The 17747-nt window shown below is 70.3% G+C and carries 16 protein-coding genes; 4 read left to right on the top strand and 12 right to left on the bottom strand.

The window, feature by feature from the left end; translation table 11 throughout:
- Nucleotides 1-148: 148 nt before the first annotated feature.
- Complete coding sequence (locus AC1MEY_RS27885; RefSeq protein WP_480228558.1) at nucleotides 149-1276, bottom strand: glycosyltransferase family 4 protein; 1128 nt, start codon at nucleotides 1274-1276, stop codon at nucleotides 149-151.
- Nucleotides 1277-1378: 102 nt separating this feature from the next.
- On the opposite strand from AC1MEY_RS27885, the gene AC1MEY_RS27880 reads away from it, so the two are divergent.
- Nucleotides 1379-2065 (top strand): DsbA family protein, encoded by a 687-nt coding sequence (locus AC1MEY_RS27880; protein WP_480228557.1) that lies wholly within the window; start codon nucleotides 1379-1381, stop codon nucleotides 2063-2065.
- Here the strand turns inward: AC1MEY_RS27880 and AC1MEY_RS27875 are convergent.
- The 7 genes from AC1MEY_RS27875 to AC1MEY_RS27845 form a co-directional block, all read right to left on the bottom strand.
- Nucleotides 2026-2589 carry a DUF3592 domain-containing protein gene (locus AC1MEY_RS27875; RefSeq protein WP_480228556.1) on the bottom strand — a complete coding sequence of 188 codons (564 nt, stop codon included), beginning with the start codon at nucleotides 2587-2589 and terminating at the stop codon, nucleotides 2026-2028. The two genes, AC1MEY_RS27880 and AC1MEY_RS27875, sit on opposite strands and share 40 nt — an antisense overlap.
- Complete coding sequence (gene menD / locus AC1MEY_RS27870; protein WP_480228555.1) at nucleotides 2586-4253, bottom strand: 2-succinyl-5-enolpyruvyl-6-hydroxy-3-cyclohexene-1-carboxylic-acid synthase; 1668 nt, start codon at nucleotides 4251-4253, stop codon at nucleotides 2586-2588. Before menD ends, AC1MEY_RS27875 begins: the two co-directional genes overlap by 4 nt.
- Nucleotides 4254-4317: 64 nt before the next feature.
- Nucleotides 4318-5100: an alpha/beta fold hydrolase gene (locus AC1MEY_RS27865; protein WP_480228554.1), complete on the bottom strand. Its 783-nt coding sequence runs from the start codon at nucleotides 5098-5100 to the stop codon at nucleotides 4318-4320.
- Between the two features lie 68 nt (nucleotides 5101-5168).
- Nucleotides 5169-5882, bottom strand: coding sequence for a DJ-1/PfpI family protein (locus tag AC1MEY_RS27860; protein ID WP_480228553.1), 714 nt, complete (start codon nucleotides 5880-5882; stop codon nucleotides 5169-5171).
- A gap of 18 nt (nucleotides 5883-5900) precedes the next feature.
- Nucleotides 5901-6866, bottom strand: a complete 966-nt coding sequence (locus AC1MEY_RS27855; RefSeq protein WP_480228552.1) for a GlxA family transcriptional regulator — start codon at nucleotides 6864-6866, stop codon at nucleotides 5901-5903.
- Between the two features lie 87 nt (nucleotides 6867-6953).
- On the bottom strand, nucleotides 6954-7637 hold the full coding sequence (locus AC1MEY_RS27850; protein WP_480228551.1) for a DUF1942 domain-containing protein: 684 nt from the start codon (nucleotides 7635-7637) through the stop codon (nucleotides 6954-6956).
- 88 nt (nucleotides 7638-7725) lie between these two features.
- Nucleotides 7726-8628 carry an o-succinylbenzoate synthase gene (locus AC1MEY_RS27845; RefSeq protein ID WP_480231708.1) on the bottom strand — a complete coding sequence of 301 codons (903 nt, stop codon included), beginning with the start codon at nucleotides 8626-8628 and terminating at the stop codon, nucleotides 7726-7728.
- 190 nt (nucleotides 8629-8818) lie between these two features.
- Here AC1MEY_RS27845 and qcrB point away from each other — a divergent pair, with 190 nt between their 5' ends.
- On the top strand, nucleotides 8819-10537 hold the full coding sequence (gene qcrB / locus AC1MEY_RS27840) for a cytochrome bc1 complex cytochrome b subunit (RefSeq protein WP_480228550.1): 1719 nt from the start codon (nucleotides 8819-8821) through the stop codon (nucleotides 10535-10537).
- Between the two features lie 80 nt (nucleotides 10538-10617).
- On the opposite strand, the gene AC1MEY_RS27835 is transcribed toward qcrB, so the two are convergent.
- The 3 genes from AC1MEY_RS27835 to AC1MEY_RS27825 are packed head-to-tail and all read right to left on the bottom strand — an operon-like array spanning nucleotide 10618 to nucleotide 15117.
- On the bottom strand, nucleotides 10618-12183 hold the full coding sequence (locus tag AC1MEY_RS27835) for a long-chain-fatty-acid--CoA ligase (RefSeq protein ID WP_480228549.1): 1566 nt from the start codon (nucleotides 12181-12183) through the stop codon (nucleotides 10618-10620).
- 46 nt (nucleotides 12184-12229) lie between these two features.
- Nucleotides 12230-13519: a YhgE/Pip domain-containing protein gene (locus AC1MEY_RS27830; RefSeq protein ID WP_480228548.1), complete on the bottom strand. Its 1290-nt coding sequence runs from the start codon at nucleotides 13517-13519 to the stop codon at nucleotides 12230-12232.
- Nucleotides 13516-15117, bottom strand: coding sequence for an amidohydrolase (locus AC1MEY_RS27825; protein WP_480228547.1), 1602 nt, complete (start codon nucleotides 15115-15117; stop codon nucleotides 13516-13518). The genes AC1MEY_RS27830 and AC1MEY_RS27825 overlap by 4 nt, the downstream gene beginning before the upstream one ends.
- A 116-nt stretch (nucleotides 15118-15233) precedes the next feature.
- On the opposite strand from AC1MEY_RS27825, the gene AC1MEY_RS27820 reads away from it, so the two are divergent.
- The gene (locus tag AC1MEY_RS27820) at nucleotides 15234-15704 is read left to right on the top strand and encodes a YciI family protein (protein WP_480228546.1); all 471 of its coding nucleotides are present in this window, start codon (nucleotides 15234-15236) and stop codon (nucleotides 15702-15704) included.
- A 98-nt stretch (nucleotides 15705-15802) separates the two neighbouring features.
- Here the strand turns inward: AC1MEY_RS27820 and AC1MEY_RS27815 are convergent, their stop codons facing one another.
- Entirely contained in the window at nucleotides 15803-16045 is a 243-nt protein-coding gene (locus tag AC1MEY_RS27815) for a DUF3253 domain-containing protein (RefSeq protein WP_480228545.1), read from the bottom strand.
- 81 nt (nucleotides 16046-16126) lie between these two features.
- On the opposite strand from AC1MEY_RS27815, the gene fadD8 reads away from it, so the two are divergent.
- On the top strand, nucleotides 16127-17728 hold the full coding sequence (gene fadD8 / locus AC1MEY_RS27810; RefSeq protein ID WP_480228544.1) for a fatty-acid--CoA ligase FadD8: 1602 nt from the start codon (nucleotides 16127-16129) through the stop codon (nucleotides 17726-17728).
- Nucleotides 17729-17747: the final 19 nt, after the last annotated feature.

Raw genomic sequence — 17747 nt, 5'->3', positions numbered from 1 at the left:
GCTCGCAGCCGGTGTCGCGAGTTGTCGCTCAGAGGCGGGCACGGGTCCACATCCCCGGACCGGGCGTCACGGCGCCGCACCTCGGACCCGTGCACGCGCACCCGCGGTGAGCGCGGCTGCGTTCAGAGCGGCCGGGTGCACGAATCGCTCAGGCCGCGCGCACCCCGCGCAACCCCAGCACGTCCTCGTAGTGGCCCACGAGCTGCGCGCACACCGCGGGCCAGGTGCGGCCGAGCACGCTGCGTCGCGCCGCGATCGAGTACCGCTGCCGCTCGGCCAGCAGGTGGTCCACTGCGCCGGACAGCTTGGCCTCGAACTCACCGACGTCGAGCAGCAGGCCGGTGTGCATCGGGGCGACGAGGTCCCGGGGACCGCCCGCGTTCGGCGCGACGACCGGCAGCCCGGACGCCATCGCCTCCTGCACGGCCTGGCAGAAGGTCTCGTGCTCGCCGGGATGGACGAACACGTCCATGCTCGCGTACGCCGTCGCCAGTGCCGGGCCGTACAGCGCACCGGTGAACACCGCCGACGGCATGAGGGTGCGGAGCTTGGCCGCGTCGACGCCGTCTCCGACGACGACCACCTGCAGGTCGTCGCGGCGGGCGAGCGCGGCCAATCGCTCCACGTGCTTCTCCGGTGCGAGCCGTCCCACGAACCCGACGACCGGCTTGCCGGCGGGTGACCACGCGGCGCGCAATGCGGCGTCGCGCGCGGATGGGACGTAGCCGGTGACGTCGACGCCGCGGCCCCAGTGGTGCACGCGTGGCACGCGGTGAGCGGCGAGGTTCTCCATCGCCGACGTCGAGGGCGCGAGGGTGCGGTCGGCCAGGCCGTGCAGGTGCCGGGTCCACGCCCACGCCGCGCGCGTCATCACCCCGGCGCCATAGCTCTCGGCGAAGCCGGCCACGTCGGTCTGGAACACCGCCACCGTCGGCACCCCGAGGTGGCGCGCGGCGTGCAGTCCGCCGTACCCGAGCAGCGCGGGCGAGGCAAGGTGCACGACGTCGGGCTCGAAGCCGCGCAGCACCCCGACCATGCGGGGCCGCGGGACGCCCAGCGGCAGTGAGGTCACCTTCGGGAACATCCGCGACGGCACCCGGTGGATGCGGACCCCGTCGTGGACGCGGTCCGCGGGCTCCTCGCCCCTGGGGGTGTCGGGGGCGACGACCAACACCTCGTGCCCCGTCCTGCGGAGATGCTCGATCACCCGGAGCACCGAGTTGGTGACACCGTTGACATTCGGGAGGAAGCTCTCCGCGACGATCGCAACGCGCACCCCGATACGGTCGCAGCGCCGACTGTCCGGGAGGTTGCGTCGAGGAAGACGACACGCGAAGTCTCGTCGCTGCATACTGAGGGCCGACCCGGAGGAGGGCTCGTGCGTCGGATCGGGGTGCTCGTCGCCGTCGCCACCAGCGTGTTCCTGGTGGCGGGCTGCTCGAAGGACGTCACCGGCGCCGCCCGGCCGGACCCGGTGAAGGCGCCGGTCGTCGTCACCGAGGACGGGTACGGCATCCGCGCCGGGTTCGAGGACGCGCCCGCCGAGGTGGAGATCTACACCGAACCGCAGTGCAGCCACTGCGCCGATCTGCAGCAGGACTTCGGCGACGAACTGGCGCACTACATCGCGACGGGTCAGATCGCCGTCACCTACCGCCCGCTGACGTTCTTCGACGCCGATGCCGACGGCTACTCGGCCCGCGTGGTCAACGCGCTGTTCGAGGCGGTCTCCCCCGGCGGCGGCGACGCCGGCGCGACGACCGGTCCCGCGTTCCAGCGGTTCGTCGAGGAACTGTGGGCGAGCCAGGATCCGGCAGGCGTGGGGCCGACCCCCGACGAGATGGCCGACATGGCGCGCTCGGCGGGCATCCCCGAGCCGCAGGTCGCCCAGATCGCGAAGGGCGCCATGGCATTCGACGCGGTGGCCGCCTCGGACCTGAACTTCGAGTTCCTCTACGAGATCGACCCGATCGACACCGGCACGCCGACCGTCTACGACCTGCGGAACGACGAGAAGCTCGACGTCTACGACAACGAGTGGCTGTCCAAGCTGACGTCGTCCTGAGCGGGGGTCTTCTCCGCTTCGATGCGCGTCAGCCTGCGGTGCAGCAGCGCGAGCCCGCCGAGCACGATGCCCGCCACGATCCAGCCGAGCACCGCGGTGGACCCGGCGGGGATCACCGCCAGCAGCGCGTTGCGGTCCTGCACGCGGACCAGATCGGGGTCGTTGCGGTCGTACTCGACGTAGATCCGCATACCGGTGTCCAGTTCGGACGGGTACAGCACGCCGAGTTCGGGCCGGTAGGTGATGCGGTCGGGCGTGACGAACTCGATGGTGGACCGGCGCGGCCCGGCGTCGAGGACCTCGGCCGCGGCGACGCCCATGTTCCGCTCGATCTGGCGGTCGTTGCGCCAGGCGCCCGCGACCAGCAGCACCGACTGCAGCGTCACCAGGCACGCCAGCACGACCACCACGATCCGGACCCAGCGGATGACCGACTGCGCGCGGGTCTCGTTGGGGCCGCCGTACAGGTGCGGGATCAGGACGCGGCGCACGTTGCGGGCGGCGGCGACCACCGACGCGATCATGGGGCGTCCCGCAGCGCGGCGCGGATCGACGCGTGCAGCGCCCGCAGCGACGAACGGTCGGCCTTCACCTCCAGCACCCGCATGCCCTCGAAGGGTTCGGCGAGGACGTCGGTGAGGTGCTCGACCTCCACCTGACGGGATTCGACGTGGTACGCGCGACACAGGGCGGCGACGTCGACGTCGTGCGGGGTGCCGAAGATGCGTGCCGACACGTCGGAGAACCGCGGATCGCCCTGCTCGAGCAGTTCGAAGATGCCGCCGCCGTTGTCGTTCGACACCACGATGGTCAGGCTCTTGGGCGACGGCTCGGTGGGCCCGACGAGCAGCCCGGAGCTGTCGTGGACGAACGTGAGGTCGCCGAGCAGCGCGACCGTGCGCGGCACCCGGCCCGCCGGATCGCCGGTCCGCTCGTGGGCCAGCGCCGCACCGATCGCCGTCGACACCGTCCCGTCGATGCCCGCGACGCCGCGGTTGGACCGCACCGACACGCCGCGCCGATTGAGGCCCACCAGTGCCGCGTCGCGCACCGGGTTGCTGGCGCCCAGCACCAGCTGGTCGCCGTCGCGCAGCGCGTCCACGACCCGCGCGGCGACGTGCAGACCCGTGGTCACCTGGTGGGTCGCGAGGTGGTCGCGGACCGCCTCGACGGCGACGGCGTTCAGCTCGGCGCAGCGCGCGAGCCAGGCCGGATCGGGAGTGCCGCTGGTGACCGCGCGGGTGCCGGTGGCCTGCGAGTTGCCGGACACGTCGGGCCAGCGCGGGCCGGTGGTGAGCGCGTAGACCGGCACCGACGGATCGGCGAGCAGCGTCGACACCGGGCGATGCAGCGTCGGGCGGCCGAGCATGATCACCTGCTTCGGCGACACCAGCGGCAGCGCGAGCGGATGCAGCGGGTTGGCGGCCGGCGGCGCGGTGGGCTCGGCGACCGTCGGCAGGCCGGCCAGGTTGGGGTGCACGCCCGCGCCGTGGCCGGCGATGACCACGGTGTCGAGGGTGAGGTCGACGTCGAGCGGCTGGTCGAAGCTGACGGCCGGGGTGTACGTCCACGGCTTGCCGTCGGGCCTACCGGCGGGTGCCTCGTCGTCGTCGGCCTGGCCCACGCTCGGCACCAGCGGCTCGCGCAGCGGGATGTCGAACTGCACGGGTCCGGCGTTGGCGCTGCGAGATCCCTTGGCGGCGATCAGAACCCGGCACGTCGAGGACCGCCACTGGGCGTTGAGCGCGGCCAGCTTGTCCGGCGCGTCCTCGGCCAGGCCCAGGCTGATGGTCTCGCGGACCTGGGTGCCGAAGTAGCCGAGCTGCTCCATGGTCTGGTTCGAGCCGGTGCCGAGGAGTTCGTAGGGCCGGTTGGCGCTCAGCACGATCAGCGGGACGCGGGCGTAGTTCGCCTCGACGACGGCGGGGCCCAGGTTGGCGACGGCGGTGCCGGAGGTCATCGCCACGCACACCGGCGAGCCCGCGGCGACCGCGAGCCCGATGGCCAGGAAGCCCGCGGTGCGTTCGTCGATGCGGACGTGCAGCCGCAGGCGGCCGTGCCGGTCGGCGTGCTCGAGCGCGAAGGCCAGCGGGGCGTTGCGCGAGCCGGGGCACAGCACCACGTCGCGGACGCCGCCGCGGATGAGTTCGTCGACGACGATGCGGGCCTGCGTCGTCGATGGGTTCATCGGTCCTCCACTACTACAGCGTGTCACAACACCGGGAGGTAGCTCCGTGGGCGAGGTGAGGGGGTCAGACCCCGGACCCGAAGAACTCCAGGATGGCGGCGTTGACGGCCTCCGGCCGTTCGATGAATCCGAGGTGGCCGGTGTCGGGTATCCGCAGGTAGCGGCCGTTCGGCAGCGCATCGGCGACCTCGCGGCCGAGGTAGGCGGGCAGCATGATGTCGTCGGCGAAACCGACCACCAGGACCGGCGCCGCGATGCTGCGGTAGGCCGACAACCGGTTGCCGTCCGGGGCGACGTCGATCTGTGCCTTGAGCCCCGGCGTCATCCTGGTGGGCCACATGGTGAACATGTCGATCCAGTCCCGGACCACTGCGTCGTCGTTCAGCGTCTTGGGCGAGAAGCCCTCGAGCAGCCGCAGCTTGGCGTCGAACGCGGGCGGCAGCTCGATGCCGGCGTCGTGCAGTTCGCGCTCGGCGGCCCGGCTGAACTCGCGGGTGCGGTCCTCGCGGCCGCGGGTGGCCAGCAGGGCCGCCGACCGCACCAGCTCGGGACGGGCCAGCATCAGCTCCTGGGCGATGAACGAGCCCATCGACACGCTGACGATGCGGACCGGCGCCAGGTCGAGTTCCTCGATGAGCGCCGCGGTGTCGTTGACCATGGTGGCGGTGGTGAAGCCGGTCGCGTTCTCGGTGGCGCCGATGCCGCGGTTGTCGAACGTGACGACGCGGTAGCCGGCCCGCTGGAACGCCGGGACCTGGTGCAGATGCCACGTGCGGCCCGCGCCACCCCGGCCGGCGATGAAGAGGACGGGGTCGCCGGTTCCGCGGTCGGAGTAGGCCAAATTCACCCGGCCGACCCTACCGACTGCGAGTTGTGGAGTCTTACCGGCGGTGAGCGCCGGAAAGTCTCCACGAATCACCGGGTACGGGCGCGTGCCTTGCCGATCGCGCGGTCCCAGAGCAGTCGCACGGGCGCCGTGATCTGGCCGGTCGTCACCAGGTCCCTGGTCAGCTCCGCGGTGGCGGCGGCCTTCGTCGCGGTCGACGCCTTGGACATGTGGCCGGAGTCGAAGGGCGGCTGCGGGTCGTACTCGATGACGAGCTGGATGACCTTCGCCTTGGCCTCACCGGCGATCTCACCGGCCAGCCACATCGCCATGTCGAGCCCCGCTGACACGCCCGCGGCCGTGACGAGCTTGCCCTCGTGGACGACCCGCTGGTCGCCGACGGGCGTCACGCCGAACGCCTTGAGCATCGGCAGCGCGCTCCAGTGCGACGTGGCGCGGCGCCCCTCCAGCAGGCCGGCCGCGGCCAGCAGCAGCGAGCCCGTGCACACCGAGGTGGTCCACGTGGTCGTCTGGTGCGCGCGGCGCAACCAGTCGAGTACCACCTCGTCGCGGCAGTGCTCCATGGTGGCGGGGCCGCCGGGCACCACGATCACGTCGGGCGAGGGGGTCTCGTCGAACGTGTGGGTGGCGCCGACGAGCAGGACGGCGGAGTCAGCGGCGATGGGGCCGGTCTCGTGCCAGACGAAGCGCATCTCGGCGTCGGGCAGGCTGCGCAGGATCTCGTAGGGGCCGATGAAGTCCAGGGCGGTGAACCCCGGGTAGAGCACGACGGCGATCTGCATGACGTTTCCTCTCGATGGTCAGGCGAAGCTGCGGCGGTACTGGTCGGGCGAGATGCCGATCCGGCGAATGAAGTTGCGGCGCATGGTCTCCGAGGTACCGAAGCCGCAGCGCGCGGCGATCACCGTGACGGTGTCATCGGTCTCGGTGAGCTGACGGCGCGCCGCCTCGGTGCGCACGCGTTCGACGTAGGCGCCCGGGGCCTCCCCCACCTCGTCGGTGAACACGCGGGTGAAGTGCCGCGGACTCATGGCGGCGCGGCGGGCCAGGTCGGCGACCGCGTGGGCGCCGCCGGGTTCGGACTCGATGGCCTCCTGCACGTCCCGGATGGGTTCGCGCCTGGCGCGCGGCATCCAGACCGGTGCGGCGAACTGGGTCTGGCCGCCGGGCCTGCGGAGGTACAGCACCAGGAAGCGGGCGACGGTCTGCGCGACGTCGGTGCCGTGGTCGGCCTCGACGAGCGCGAGGGACAGGTCGATGCCCGCGGTGACGCCCGCGGCCGTCCAGACCGTCTCGGAGCTGCGCACGAAGATGGGCTCGGGATCGACGTCGATGGCCGGGAACTCGTCGGCCAGTTGCGCGGCGAAGGACCAGTGCGTGGTGGCGGTGCAGCCGTCCAGCAGGCCGGCCTCGGCGGCGAGGAGGGCGCCGTTGCAGACGCTGACGACGCGGCGGGCGGTCTTCGCGACCGCCTGGATCCAGGCGATGACGGCGGGGTCGCGCCGCGCCGCCTCGACGCCGCGGCCGCCGGGCAGGACGACGGTGTCGATCGGGGCGCCCGGTGCGGGCAGGGGCTGGGCGACGAGCTGGAGGCCGGTGCCCGTGCCGACGGGCAGTCCCCCGACGGAGACGACGCTGACGTCGTAGCCGTCGGTGGCGCCGGCCGGCCCCAGGCACGCGGATGCTCCGGTGAAGACGTCGAACGGCCCGACGAGGTCGAGGCCCTGCACGCCCTCGAACCCCAGGATGACCACCGACAGTCGCACGCCTTCAGTGTCAACGCCCGCCGCCGTGTCGTCTACGCCGTGGACCCCACGGATCAGGACACGACGGCGGGCGTCGGCGAGGACCTGCTAGTTGCCGCCCACCGGCGGGGTACCGCCCGCCGGTCCGTACGGGCCGTTCTGGGCGCCGTTGCTGATCGACGGCGGGGTGGCCAGGTTCGGCCCGGTGGAACCGTTCACGCCCGCGCTGCTGCCGGACTCGCCACCGGACGACGACGCTCCGTCGGTCGACGATCCGCCGCCGCTGCTCGAGCCGGGCACCGTCTCGGCGGGGTCGACGGGCTGCGTGCCCACCCAGCCGAGCATGTCCTGGAAGTTGTCGTTGAAGATGACGCTGTCCGGGTTCTCGCCGACGACGTCGAAGTAGAGCTTGCCCGAGTTGCTGCCGCCCTGGCCGAGCGGTGCGCCGCTCAGGGTGGACACGTTGAGGGCGCGGTAGTCGGCGCCGTTCGCGGTGCGGGCGAGGAAGTTGCCGACCTTCGGCGTGACGGTGCCGACGACGGCGTCGGTGGTCACGTTCGCCTCGTACAGCCGGCCGCCGACCGGGTAGGGCACGGCGTCCCTGCTGGGCCGCAGATTCTTGACCGTGTAACCGATCTCGCTGCTGAAGTTCGACAGGCTGTAGAAGTCCTTGAGGGTCTCCTGGACGCCGAATCCCTTGATGTTGTTGATGGCCGACGCGGGTGCGACGGCGCAGACGCTGAACAGGGCCGTCGTACAGATGGCGACGCCTGCGATGCGTGTGAGCTTCATGTATGCCTCTCGAAGTAGTTCGTTCGGCTAACGAGTTGCCCCGCGCGGCGATCGCACAAACTTGAGTGAACACGCGTTCAGCGTTACGTCACATCTGCAGGTGACAGGCCCGGATGCGGTCGATCCACCACCGCCGCCGATCCGCCGACACGGCGAGCCCGGCGAGGCGCGCCGGGTCGGGCACCACCGGTCCGACCGGGAGGTGGCCGTCCACCGGGAGCACGGAATCCACGACGTCCTCCACGAACAGGCCGCCGGTGCCGAGCCCGCAGGCGTACGGCAGCCGGGGCAGGCACGCCGCCGCGAGGAGCCCCCGCGACATCCCGACAGCGGTGTCGAGCGCACTGGACACCACGATCGGCACGTCGATCTGGCCGGCGATGGCGAGCAGCGGCGCGATGCCGCCGAGTGGCGCCACCTTGACGACCGCGACGTCGGCGGCCCCGGCGCGCACCACGTACAGCGGGTCCTCGGCCTTGCGGATGCTCTCGTCGGCCGCGACCGGCACGTCGACCAGACGACGGAGTTCGGCGAGTTCGGCGACCGTCGCGCACGGCTGCTCCAGGTATTCGAGCGGCCCGCCCGCGGTGAGCGCCGCCGCGGCCTCGACCGCCTCCGCAACCGTCCACCCGCCGTTGGCGTCGACCCGCACCCGCGGCACCGCGGCGCGCACGGCCTCGACGCGGGCGACGTCGTCGGCGAGGGTCTGGCCACGCTCGGCGACCTTGACCTTCGCGGTGGTCGTACCCGGGAATCGGGCCAGCACCTCGGGCACGCGGGCGGCCTCGACGGCGGGCACCGTCGCGTTGATCGGGATGCGGTCGCGCAGGGGCGACGGCGCGGCGCCGTAGGCCGCCTCGACGGCCGACGCCAGCCAGTGCGCGGCCTCCGGCGGTTCGTACTCGAGGAAGGCGCCGAACTCGCCCCACCCCGACGGACCCTCGATCAACGCGACCTCGCGGACGTCGATGCCGCGGAACCGAACCCGCATCGGCAGCGCGACCACGTGCAGCCCGTCGAGGAGGTCGTCGAGGGTCGGGGACACCCCGTCATCCTCGCCTACGCCGCCGTCCCACGACGAAGATGTGTCCGGCCTGTGACGTCGCTGTCTGGAACGGTTCAAAGCGCGAAAAGAGCGCATCCTCGAGGTAACCGCGTACGTGGGCTAGGAGCCGATGCACATGAGTACCAAGACGTCATCGATCGCCGCCGCACAGGGCAACGCGATCGATTCGCGCTATCACCCGTCGGCAGCCGTGCGGCGGCAGCTGAACAAGGTCTTCCCGACGCACTGGTCGTTCCTGCTCGGTGAGATCGCTTTGTACAGCTTCATCGTGCTGCTGCTCACCGGCGTGTGGTTGACCCTGTTCTTCGACCCGTCGATGGCCGAGGTCACCTACGAAGGCGTCTACCAGCCGCTCAACGGCGTGCAGATGTCCAAGGCCTACGAGTCCGCGCTCGACATCAGCTTCGAGGTCCGCGGCGGACTGTTCGTGCGGCAGGTACACCACTGGGCGGCACTGCTGTTCGCGGCGTCGATCATGGTCCACCTGGCACGCATCTTCTTCACCGGCGCGTTCCGGCGGCCCCGCGAGGCGAACTGGGTCATCGGCTCGCTGCTGCTGATCCTCGCGATGTTCGAGGGTTACTTCGGCTACTCGCTGCCCGACGACCTGCTGTCCGGCACCGGCCTGCGCGCCGCGTTCTCGTCGATCAGCCTGGGCATGCCGGTGATCGGCACCTGGCTGCACTGGGGTCTCTTCGGTGGAGACTTCCCCGGCACGATCATCATCCCGAGGTTGTATGCGCTGCACATCCTTCTGATTCCGGGAATCATGCTGGCTCTCATCGGCGCTCACCTGGCGCTGGTGTGGTTCCAGAAGCACACCCAGTTCCCCGGTCCTGGCCGGACCGAGACCAACGTGGTCGGCGTGCGCGTCATGCCCGTCTTCGCGGTGAAGTCCGGTGCGTTCTTCGCGATGGTCGTCGGAGTCATGGGCCTGATGGGCGGCCTGCTGCAGATCAACCCGATCTGGCTGCTGGGTCCGTACAAGCCGTCCCAGATCTCGGCCGGTAGCCAGCCCGACTTCTACATGATGTGGACCGACGGGTTGGCGCGCGTCTTCCCGCCCTGGGAGTTGTACTTCTTCGGACACACCGTGCCGCAGTCGGTATGGGTGGCATTGCTCATGGGCCTGGTTCTGGGCATGCTCACCGTCTACCCGTTCATGGAACGGAAGTTCAACGGCGACAACGGCCACCACAACCTGCTTCAGCGTCCCCGCGATGCACCGGTGCGCACCGCGATCGGAGCGATGGCCATCTCGCTGTGGGTGGTCCTGACCCTGGCGTCGGTGAACGACATCATCGCGCTCAAGTTCCACATCTCGCTGAACGCGACGACGTGGATCGGCCGCATCGGCATGGTGGTGCTGCCCGCCCTCGTCTACTACCTCACCTATCGGTGGTGCATCGCGTTGCAGCGCAGTGACAGAGCGGTTCTCGAGCACGGCATCGAGACGGGCATCATCAAGCGGATGCCGCACGGCGCCTACGTCGAGCTGCACCAGCCGCTCGGCCCTGTCGACGACCACGGCCACCCGCTGCCGCTGGAGTACCAGGGCGCCGCGCTGCCCAAGCGGATGAACAAGTTGGGTGCCGGCGGGTCGACGGGCACCGGCGGGTTCCTGTTCGCCGACTCGCTCACCGAGAGCAAGGCGATCACCGACGCCGCGCACGCGTCGGAGGGCCGTGCGCTCACCGCGCTCAAGGAGTACCAGGACACCGAGCACGGGGTCGCGACCAACGGGCACTCGAATGGCCACTCGAACGGCCACTCGAACGGCAATGGGTCCAACGGGTCCAACGGGAACGGCGACGGGTCGAACGGGCACCACTAGCCCACCCGCCCGCCGAGATCTGCGTCGGCGTCGTCCATGTCGCCCGACGACGACGCCGACGCAGATCTCGCGGTGAACTCCTAGACCGTCGCGCGGTCGCGGCCCTCCCAGTGCGGCTTGCGGAGATCCTTCTTGAGGATCTTGCCGGTCGGGTTGCGCGGCAACTCGTCGACGATGTCGACGGTCTTGGGGCACTTGTACTTCGCGAGCCGCTCGGCGGCGTAGGCGATGAGGTCGGCTTCCGACGCGTCGCCCTCGAGCGAGACGACGGCCTTCACCGCCTCGCCCCACTTCTCGTCGGGCACGCCGATGACGGCCACCTCGGCGACGGCGGGATGTTCAGCCAGCACGCGCTCGACCTCGATCGAGTAGACGTTCTCGCCGCCGGTGATGATCATGTCCTTGAGCCGGTCCTCGACGAAGATGTAGCCGTCCTCGTCGACGCGTCCGATGTCGCCGGTGCGGAACCAGCCGTCCTCCGTGACCGCCTCGGCCGTCGCGTCGGGCTTGTTGTGGTAGCCCTTCATCAACTGCTTTGTCCTGAACCACAATTCGCCCTGCGTACCGGGTTCGGCGTCCTCGAGGCTGTCGGGGTCGACCACCCGCACCTCGGCGCCCGGCACCACCCGTCCCGCGCTGCCCATGCGCTCCTCGTTGCCGCTGCGGTGGTCCTCCGGCGCGAGCAGGCTGATCACGCCGCCCACCTCCGTCAGACCGTAGGCCTGGATGAAGTCCGTGTCCGGCCACGCCTCGAGGGCCTTGCGCAGCAGCGGCAGCGGCATCGGCGACGCGCCGTACCCGTACGTCTTGAGGGCGCTGAACAGCTTGACGGCGTCCTCGCCGGACTCCAACACCTTGGCGAGCACGGCGGGCACCAGGAAGGTCCGGTTGGCACCGGACAGGATGCCGCCCGCGAGCTGCGCACCGTCGACGTCACGCGTCATGTAGCTGGCCACGCCGGTGTGCAGACCCAGCTGCATGTAGGACGACCCGCCGACATGGAACAGCGGCATCGCGACGAGGTTCTTGTCACCCTCGTCGAGTTCCCAACCCTCGAAGGCACTTTCGGTGTGGGCGATCAGGTTGGCCTGCGTCAGCGCGACGCCCTTGGGCCGGCCGGTCGTGCCGGACGAGTACATGATGATGGCGACGTCGTCGGGCTCGACGTCGTCGGACCGGTCGACGGGCGTCGCCGACGACAGCAGCGCCTCGTACTCGTCGCCCTCGGCGCCCTCCGGAGTCACCTCGACGATCTTCTCCACCGCCGACAGCTTGTCGCGGATCTTCTCCACGCCGGGCTTCAGTTCCGCACCGACGATCAGCACCTTCGCGCCGGAATCGTTGATGACGTAGTCCATCTCGTCGGCGGCGAGCCGGAAGTTGATGATCGCCGTGGCCGCTCCGATGGACGCCGCCGCCAACGTCGTCTCGACGCAGGCGGGATGGTTCTTGTCGAGGAACGCGACGACGTCGCCGCGGCCGACGCCGAGTTCGGTCAGGGCACCGGCGAGGCGCCGGATGCGGTCGTTCCACTGCGACCACGTCCAGGTGCGGTCGGCGAAGGTGATGGCCTCGTCGTCGGGCTTGGTCTGGGCCCAGTGGGCGACGCGCTCGTCGAGGAAGGTCGGAATGGGGAGGTCGGACATGCCCGAAAGCGTCCCACGAACGCGGCGGCCCGAGGTGTCTTTCCCCTTACTTCGCCGTGACGTCGGCCGCGGTGTCGGAGTCGTGGATCCGGCGAAGGCCGCGGCGGTCGTAGAGACGGGTGACGACGGCACCGATCAGCAGCCCGATCACCAGTCCGATCGCCGTCATCACCAGCGCATGGCTCAGGCCGGCGTCCGCGCGGCCGTCGAAGTACAGCAGCGCCCGGGCGCCCAGGAAGACCTGGTGCATCGGCTCGAATCTCGCGAGCCAGCCGAACAGCGTCGGCGCGGCCTCCAACGGGATGGTCGCGCCGTTCGACGGCAGGCCCAGGATGACGAAGACGAACAGGTTCACCAGCAGCCCGGCCGATCCGAGCGCCGCGATCAGCGACGTCGAGGTGACCCCGACCGCCGTGATCGTGAAGACCCCGTACAGCCAGAGCGTCCAGCCGTTCGGGATCGGCATGCCCAGCGCCGCGGCGATGCCGATGTAGGCCGCCGAGGTGAGCAGCGCCACCGCGACCATCAGCCCCCACTTGAGCAGCAGCGTGCGGAACCGCGAGATGTCGGTGCGCCGGGCGAAGCGGTACACCGGCCCCAGCTCCGAGGGCACGAACCCCAGCATGGAGTCGACCAGGGAACTGACGATGATGCTGCCGGTGAAACCCGCCAGCAACAGCAGGAGCGCGTAGTAGAAGGCCGACAGGCCGTTGCCCGTACCGCCCGGCAGCGGGTCGTAGCTGCCGACCTGGACGTCGACGGGCGCGGACAGCGCCAGCGCCACCCCGCCGGACAGCGGCGCACCGCTCGCCTGGGCGACCTGCTGCGAGAGTCGTTTCCCGATGGCGCCGTTGATCTCCTCCACCGCCTTGGCGAGGGCGAGGCCGGCGATGCTGGCGCCCAGTTCGCCGGCTCGCGGACTGGTGGACACCGAGATGACGGGACGGGTGACGCCGCCCGGCGTCGTCGCCTTCTGACCGAGCGCCTGCAGTGCGGCCGAGAACTCCGCGGGGATCTGGACGACGCCGTACAGCTGGGCCCGTCCCAACTGATCGGCCGCCTCGTCCGGCGTCAACACCCGGACGTCGAACTGCTTCGGGTCGAGCCCGGACGTCAGCCCGTCGACCACGTCCGCGCCCGACGGCCCGGCGTCGGAGTTCACCACCGCGACCGGGAAGTTCCGCAGGTTCGGCGTCGGGTTGAGGATGCCCGCGAGGTAGAGGGCCGCCAGCGCCGAGAACACGACGAGCGGCACCAGGACCGGCGTCAGCCAGAACCGCGGGGTGCGGACGGTGGCCAGCGGATCGGGCACCGCGTGCCGTGGGTGCGCGATCACGCCGAGTGCACCCGCCGGCCCGCCAGGTACGTCGCGCGCACCTCGAGGTCGGCGATCGACTCCGGCGGCACCGTTCGCGGGTCGGCCGACAGCACGACCAGGTCGGCGTACTTGCCCACCTCCAGCGATCCGATCACGTCGTCGGAGAACAACTGCCAGGCCGCATCGATGGTCTGCGCGCGGATGGCCTGGTCGACGGTGATCCGCTGCTCCGGCCCGAGCACCCGACCGCTGGGCGCGAGGCGGGTGACGGCGACGCCGATGTTGCGCAGCGGCTCCTCCGGCGTGACGGGCGGATCGTTGTGCAGCGAGACCCGCATGCCGGTGGCGAGCGCGGAACCGACCGGCATCCAGTGCGATGCGTGCTCCTCGCCGAACAGTCCGTCGGCCAGGACGTCACCCCAGTAGTGGATCTGGTCGACGAAGATGCTGCACGTGACGCCCATGTCGTGGGCGCGGCGGAGTTGTTCGTCGGTGATGGCGCCGACGTGCTCGAGCCGCAGCCGGTGGTCGTCGCGCGGATGTGCCTGCAACGCTTGCTCATAGACGTCGAGGATGGTGTCGACGCCGTTGTCGCCCTGGACGTGGCACGCCATCTGCCAGCCGAGCGGGAAGTACGCGGCGACGATCTCGGTGAGCTGTTCGCGGGTGTAGTTGGCGCAGCCACACGACCCGGGGATCACGCCGATCGACCGGGTCGCGGCGGTATCGAGGTACGGGAACGTCAGGTCGATGTTGCCGATCCACGGCGACCCGTCGACCCAGATCTTGATGCCCACCTGCTTGACCACGTCGTCGCCGTTGACCGGGCGGGCTGCCGTCGTCATCTGCGCCGTCGACATCTCGTAGGTGCGCAGCCGCACCGTGAGGTGGTCGTGCAGCGCGTCGAGCGCCGGCTGGAACATCGGGTCGAACGCCATCTCCGAGCACGTCGTCAGCCCGGCCTGGTTCAGCCGCGCGCACTCGGCGAGCAGCATCGCCGGATACCCGGCCACGTCCATCACGCCGCCGATGAGCGAGAACACCGCCGCCGACTCGACCGCCGTGCCGTCGAGGTCGCCGTCGGCGTCGCGGCCGTAGGAGGCGCCCTTCGGATCGGGGGTGTCGCGGCCGAGGCCGAGCGTGCGCGCCGCCGCGGTGTTGAAGAACGCCTTGTGGCCGGAGTTGTGGATGATCACCAGCGGGGTGTCGGGGGCCTGGCCGTCGAGCCACTGCAGCGTCGGCTCGGGCAGGCCCACCTGCAGCAGCGGGTCCCAGCCGTTGAGGTAGGCGCCGTCGGATCCCCGCCTGGCGACCTCGTCGCGGATGGCGGTCAGCACGTCGTCCGTGGCGCGCATCGTGACGGGCCGGATGTCGACGATGCGGTCGGCCAGCACGATGGCCTCCATCAGCGGATGACCGTGCGCCTCGACGAAGCCGGGCAGCACGCAGCCGTCGCCGAGTTCGACCACCTCGGTGTCGGGCCCGACGAGTGCTGCGACGTCGGCGCGGCTGCCGACCGCGACGATGCGGCCGCCGGTCGCCGCCAGCGCCTCGGCGGTCGGCCTGCTCTCGTCGACGGTGAGGACGGTTCCATAAACGACGAGGTCAGCGGCCACGGCTGAATTCTCGCCGAAAAGTTCGCCCGTCGTGTCGAATTCGGGGGGTGCCGTTCGACGTGGTTATGAGGGCAGGATCACCGATGCCCCTTCCACACCGACAGAAGGAGAGAACGATGGCGCGATACATGCTGATCATGCGGGTGGCCCCCGAGGCCGAGGCGATGATGGCCGAGCAGGAGATCGACTTCGACCAGATCATCGAGTCGATGGGCCGCTTCAACGAGGAACTGATGAAGGCCGGCGTCCTGCTGGCCGGCGAGGGCCTGACCGTTCCCGAGGAGGGCTTCGTCGTCGACTTCGACAGCGACCCGCCCGTGGTGACCGACGGCCCCTACACCGAGGCCAAGGAGCTCTTCAACGGCTTCTGGGTGCTGGAGGTGTCGTCGAAGGAGGAGGCCAAGCGGTGGGCGCTGAAGGTGCCGCTGGGGCCCGGCGTGAAGCTCGAGGTGCGCAGGGTGTCCGAGACCGAGGACTTCCCGATGGACAACCCGTGGGTGCGCAAGGAGATCGCGTGGAAGGCGGACCTGGCCGAGAAGCTGGCGGCCCGGGCGCGCGCGGACGCGGATCGGTTCGCGCGGTCCTGAACCTGAATTGGAGAGTCCGCCGAACTGGAGAGTCACGTCGCTGCCGCGGCGCATTCACGACGTGACTCTCCGGTTCGAAGCGGGGTGGCGCGACTGCGCTAGGTGGCGCGGATCCGGATGGGACCGCGCCACGGCTGGTCCGGGTCGAGCACGGTGCCCTTCTGGGTGATCTCGACGTCGCCGCGGCGGGCGAGGTCGCGCGCGATGTCGCGGGCGTCGTCCATCAGGTCGCGCCACTGCTCGCCGCCGACCGCCCGTGCGGCGTCGGACGGGCAGATCGTCTTGTCCGGTCCACGCTCGCGAGCCAGGTCGAGGATCGCGGACCGCAGCTTCTCGCTCACCCGTCGAGTGAAGCCCACTCCGCACGCCCGTCAAACGCTCGCCCTTGAAACTAAAGTTAGAACACGTTCTAATCTGATGCCATGACCGACTCGCTGCTGCGTCATCCCATCCACTCCGGCCACATCACCGTGCGCGCGCTCCAGTGGAACAAGGACAAGCCGGTGCTGTTCCTCGGCGACACCACGCTCACCGGCGGGCAGCTCGCCGACTGCATCAGCCAGTACGTTCAGGCATTCGAGGCCCTCGGCGCGGGCTCCGGCAGCACGACCGGTCTGTTGGCGCTCAACCGGCCGGAGGTGCTGATGATCGTCGGTGCCGGGCAGACGCAGGGGTACCGCCGCGTGGCACTACACCCTCTCGGTTCTCTGGACGATCACGCCTACGTGCTGACCGACGCCGGGGTCACGACGCTGATCGTCGACCCGAACCCGATGTTCGTCGAGCGGGCCGTCGGACTGCTCGAGAAGGTGCCGTCGCTGAAGCAGGTGCTGACCATCGGACCGGTGCCCGCCGAACTGGCCGACGTCGCGGTGGACCTCACCGCCGAGGCCGCCAAGTTCCCGCCGAAGCCGCTGGCCGCCGCCGAACTGCAACCCGACACCGTCACCGGGCTGGCCTTCACCGGCGGCACCACCGGCAAGCCCAAGGGCGTCATGATGACGGCGCAGGCCACGACCACGATGACGACGATCCAGCTCGCCGAATGGGAATGGCCCAGCTATCCGAAGTTCCTGATGTGCACCCCGCTGTCGCATGCGGGCGCCGCATTCTTCGTGCCCACGATCGTCAAGGGTGGCGAGATGGTGGTGCTGGCCAAGTTCGATCCCGCCGAGGTGCTCAGGACCATCGAGGAGCAGAAGATCACGGCGACGATGCTGGTGCCGTCGATGATCTATGCCCTGATGGATCACCCCGATTCGCACACCAGGGACCTCTCGTCGCTGGAGATCGTCTACTACGGCGCGTCCGCGATGAACCCGGTGCGGCTGCGGGAGGCGATCGACCGCTTCGGACCGATCTTCGCCCAGTACTACGGCCAGTCCGAGGCCCCGATGGTGATCACCTATCTCGCCAAGGCCGAGCATGATGACAAGCGGCTGACGTCGTGCGGGAAGCCGACGCTGTTCGCCCGCACCGCGCTGCTCGGCGAGGACGGCAACCCGGTTCCGCAGGGCGAGGTCGGCGAGATCTGCGTGTCGGGGCCGCTGCTGGCGGGCGGGTACCTGAACAAGCCGGAGGCGACGGCCGAGACGTTCCGCGACGGCTGGATGCACACCGGTGACCTGGCCCGCGAGGACGAGGACGGCTTCTGGTTCATCGTCGACCGGACGAAGGACATGATCGTCACCGGCGGCTTCAACGTGTTTCCGCGCGAGGTGGAGGACGTCATCGCCGAGCATGCCGCGGTGGCGCAGGTGTGCGTGATCGGCACGCCCGACGAGAAGTGGGGCGAGGCCGTCACCGCGGTCGTCGTGCTGCGCCCGGACGCGCCGTCCGACGAGGCCGCCGTCGCCACCATGACCGCCGAGATCCAGGCCGCCGTCAAGGAGCGCAAGGGATCGGTGCAGTCGCCCAAGCAGGTGGTGGTCGTCGACTCGGTGCCGGTGACCGCGCTCGGCAAGCCGGACAAGAAGGCCGTGCGCGCGCAGTTCTGGGAGGGCTCGGACCGCCGCGTCGGGTGAGGTTGTCCTCGCAACTCTT

This window comes from Mycobacterium sp. PTI7 (assembly GCF_056679845.1).
This window is presented reverse-complemented; position numbering and strand designations above follow the sequence as displayed.

Excerpts from the sequence above, each read along its gene's own strand:
- AC1MEY_RS27850 (WP_480228551.1), bottom strand. The coding sequence starts at position 7,637 with ATGAAGCTCACACGCATCGCAGGCGTCGCCATCTGTACGACGGCCCTG.
- AC1MEY_RS27835 (WP_480228549.1), bottom strand. The coding sequence starts at position 12,183 with ATGTCCGACCTCCCCATTCCGACCTTCCTCGACGAGCGCGTCGCCCAC.
- AC1MEY_RS27820 (WP_480228546.1), top strand. The coding sequence starts at position 15,234 with ATGGCGCGATACATGCTGATCATGCGGGTGGCCCCCGAGGCCGAGGCG.
- qcrB (WP_480228550.1), top strand. The coding sequence starts at position 8,819 with ATGAGTACCAAGACGTCATCGATCGCCGCCGCACAGGGCAACGCGATC.
- AC1MEY_RS27875 (WP_480228556.1), bottom strand. The coding sequence starts at position 2,589 with ATGATCGCGTCGGTGGTCGCCGCCGCCCGCAACGTGCGCCGCGTCCTG.
- menD (WP_480228555.1), bottom strand. The coding sequence starts at position 4,253 with ATGAACCCATCGACGACGCAGGCCCGCATCGTCGTCGACGAACTCATC.
- AC1MEY_RS27845 (WP_480231708.1), bottom strand. The coding sequence starts at position 8,628 with ATGCGGGTTCGGTTCCGCGGCATCGACGTCCGCGAGGTCGCGTTGATC.
- AC1MEY_RS27860 (WP_480228553.1), bottom strand. The coding sequence starts at position 5,882 with ATGCAGATCGCCGTCGTGCTCTACCCGGGGTTCACCGCCCTGGACTTC.
- fadD8 (WP_480228544.1), top strand. The coding sequence starts at position 16,127 with ATGACCGACTCGCTGCTGCGTCATCCCATCCACTCCGGCCACATCACC.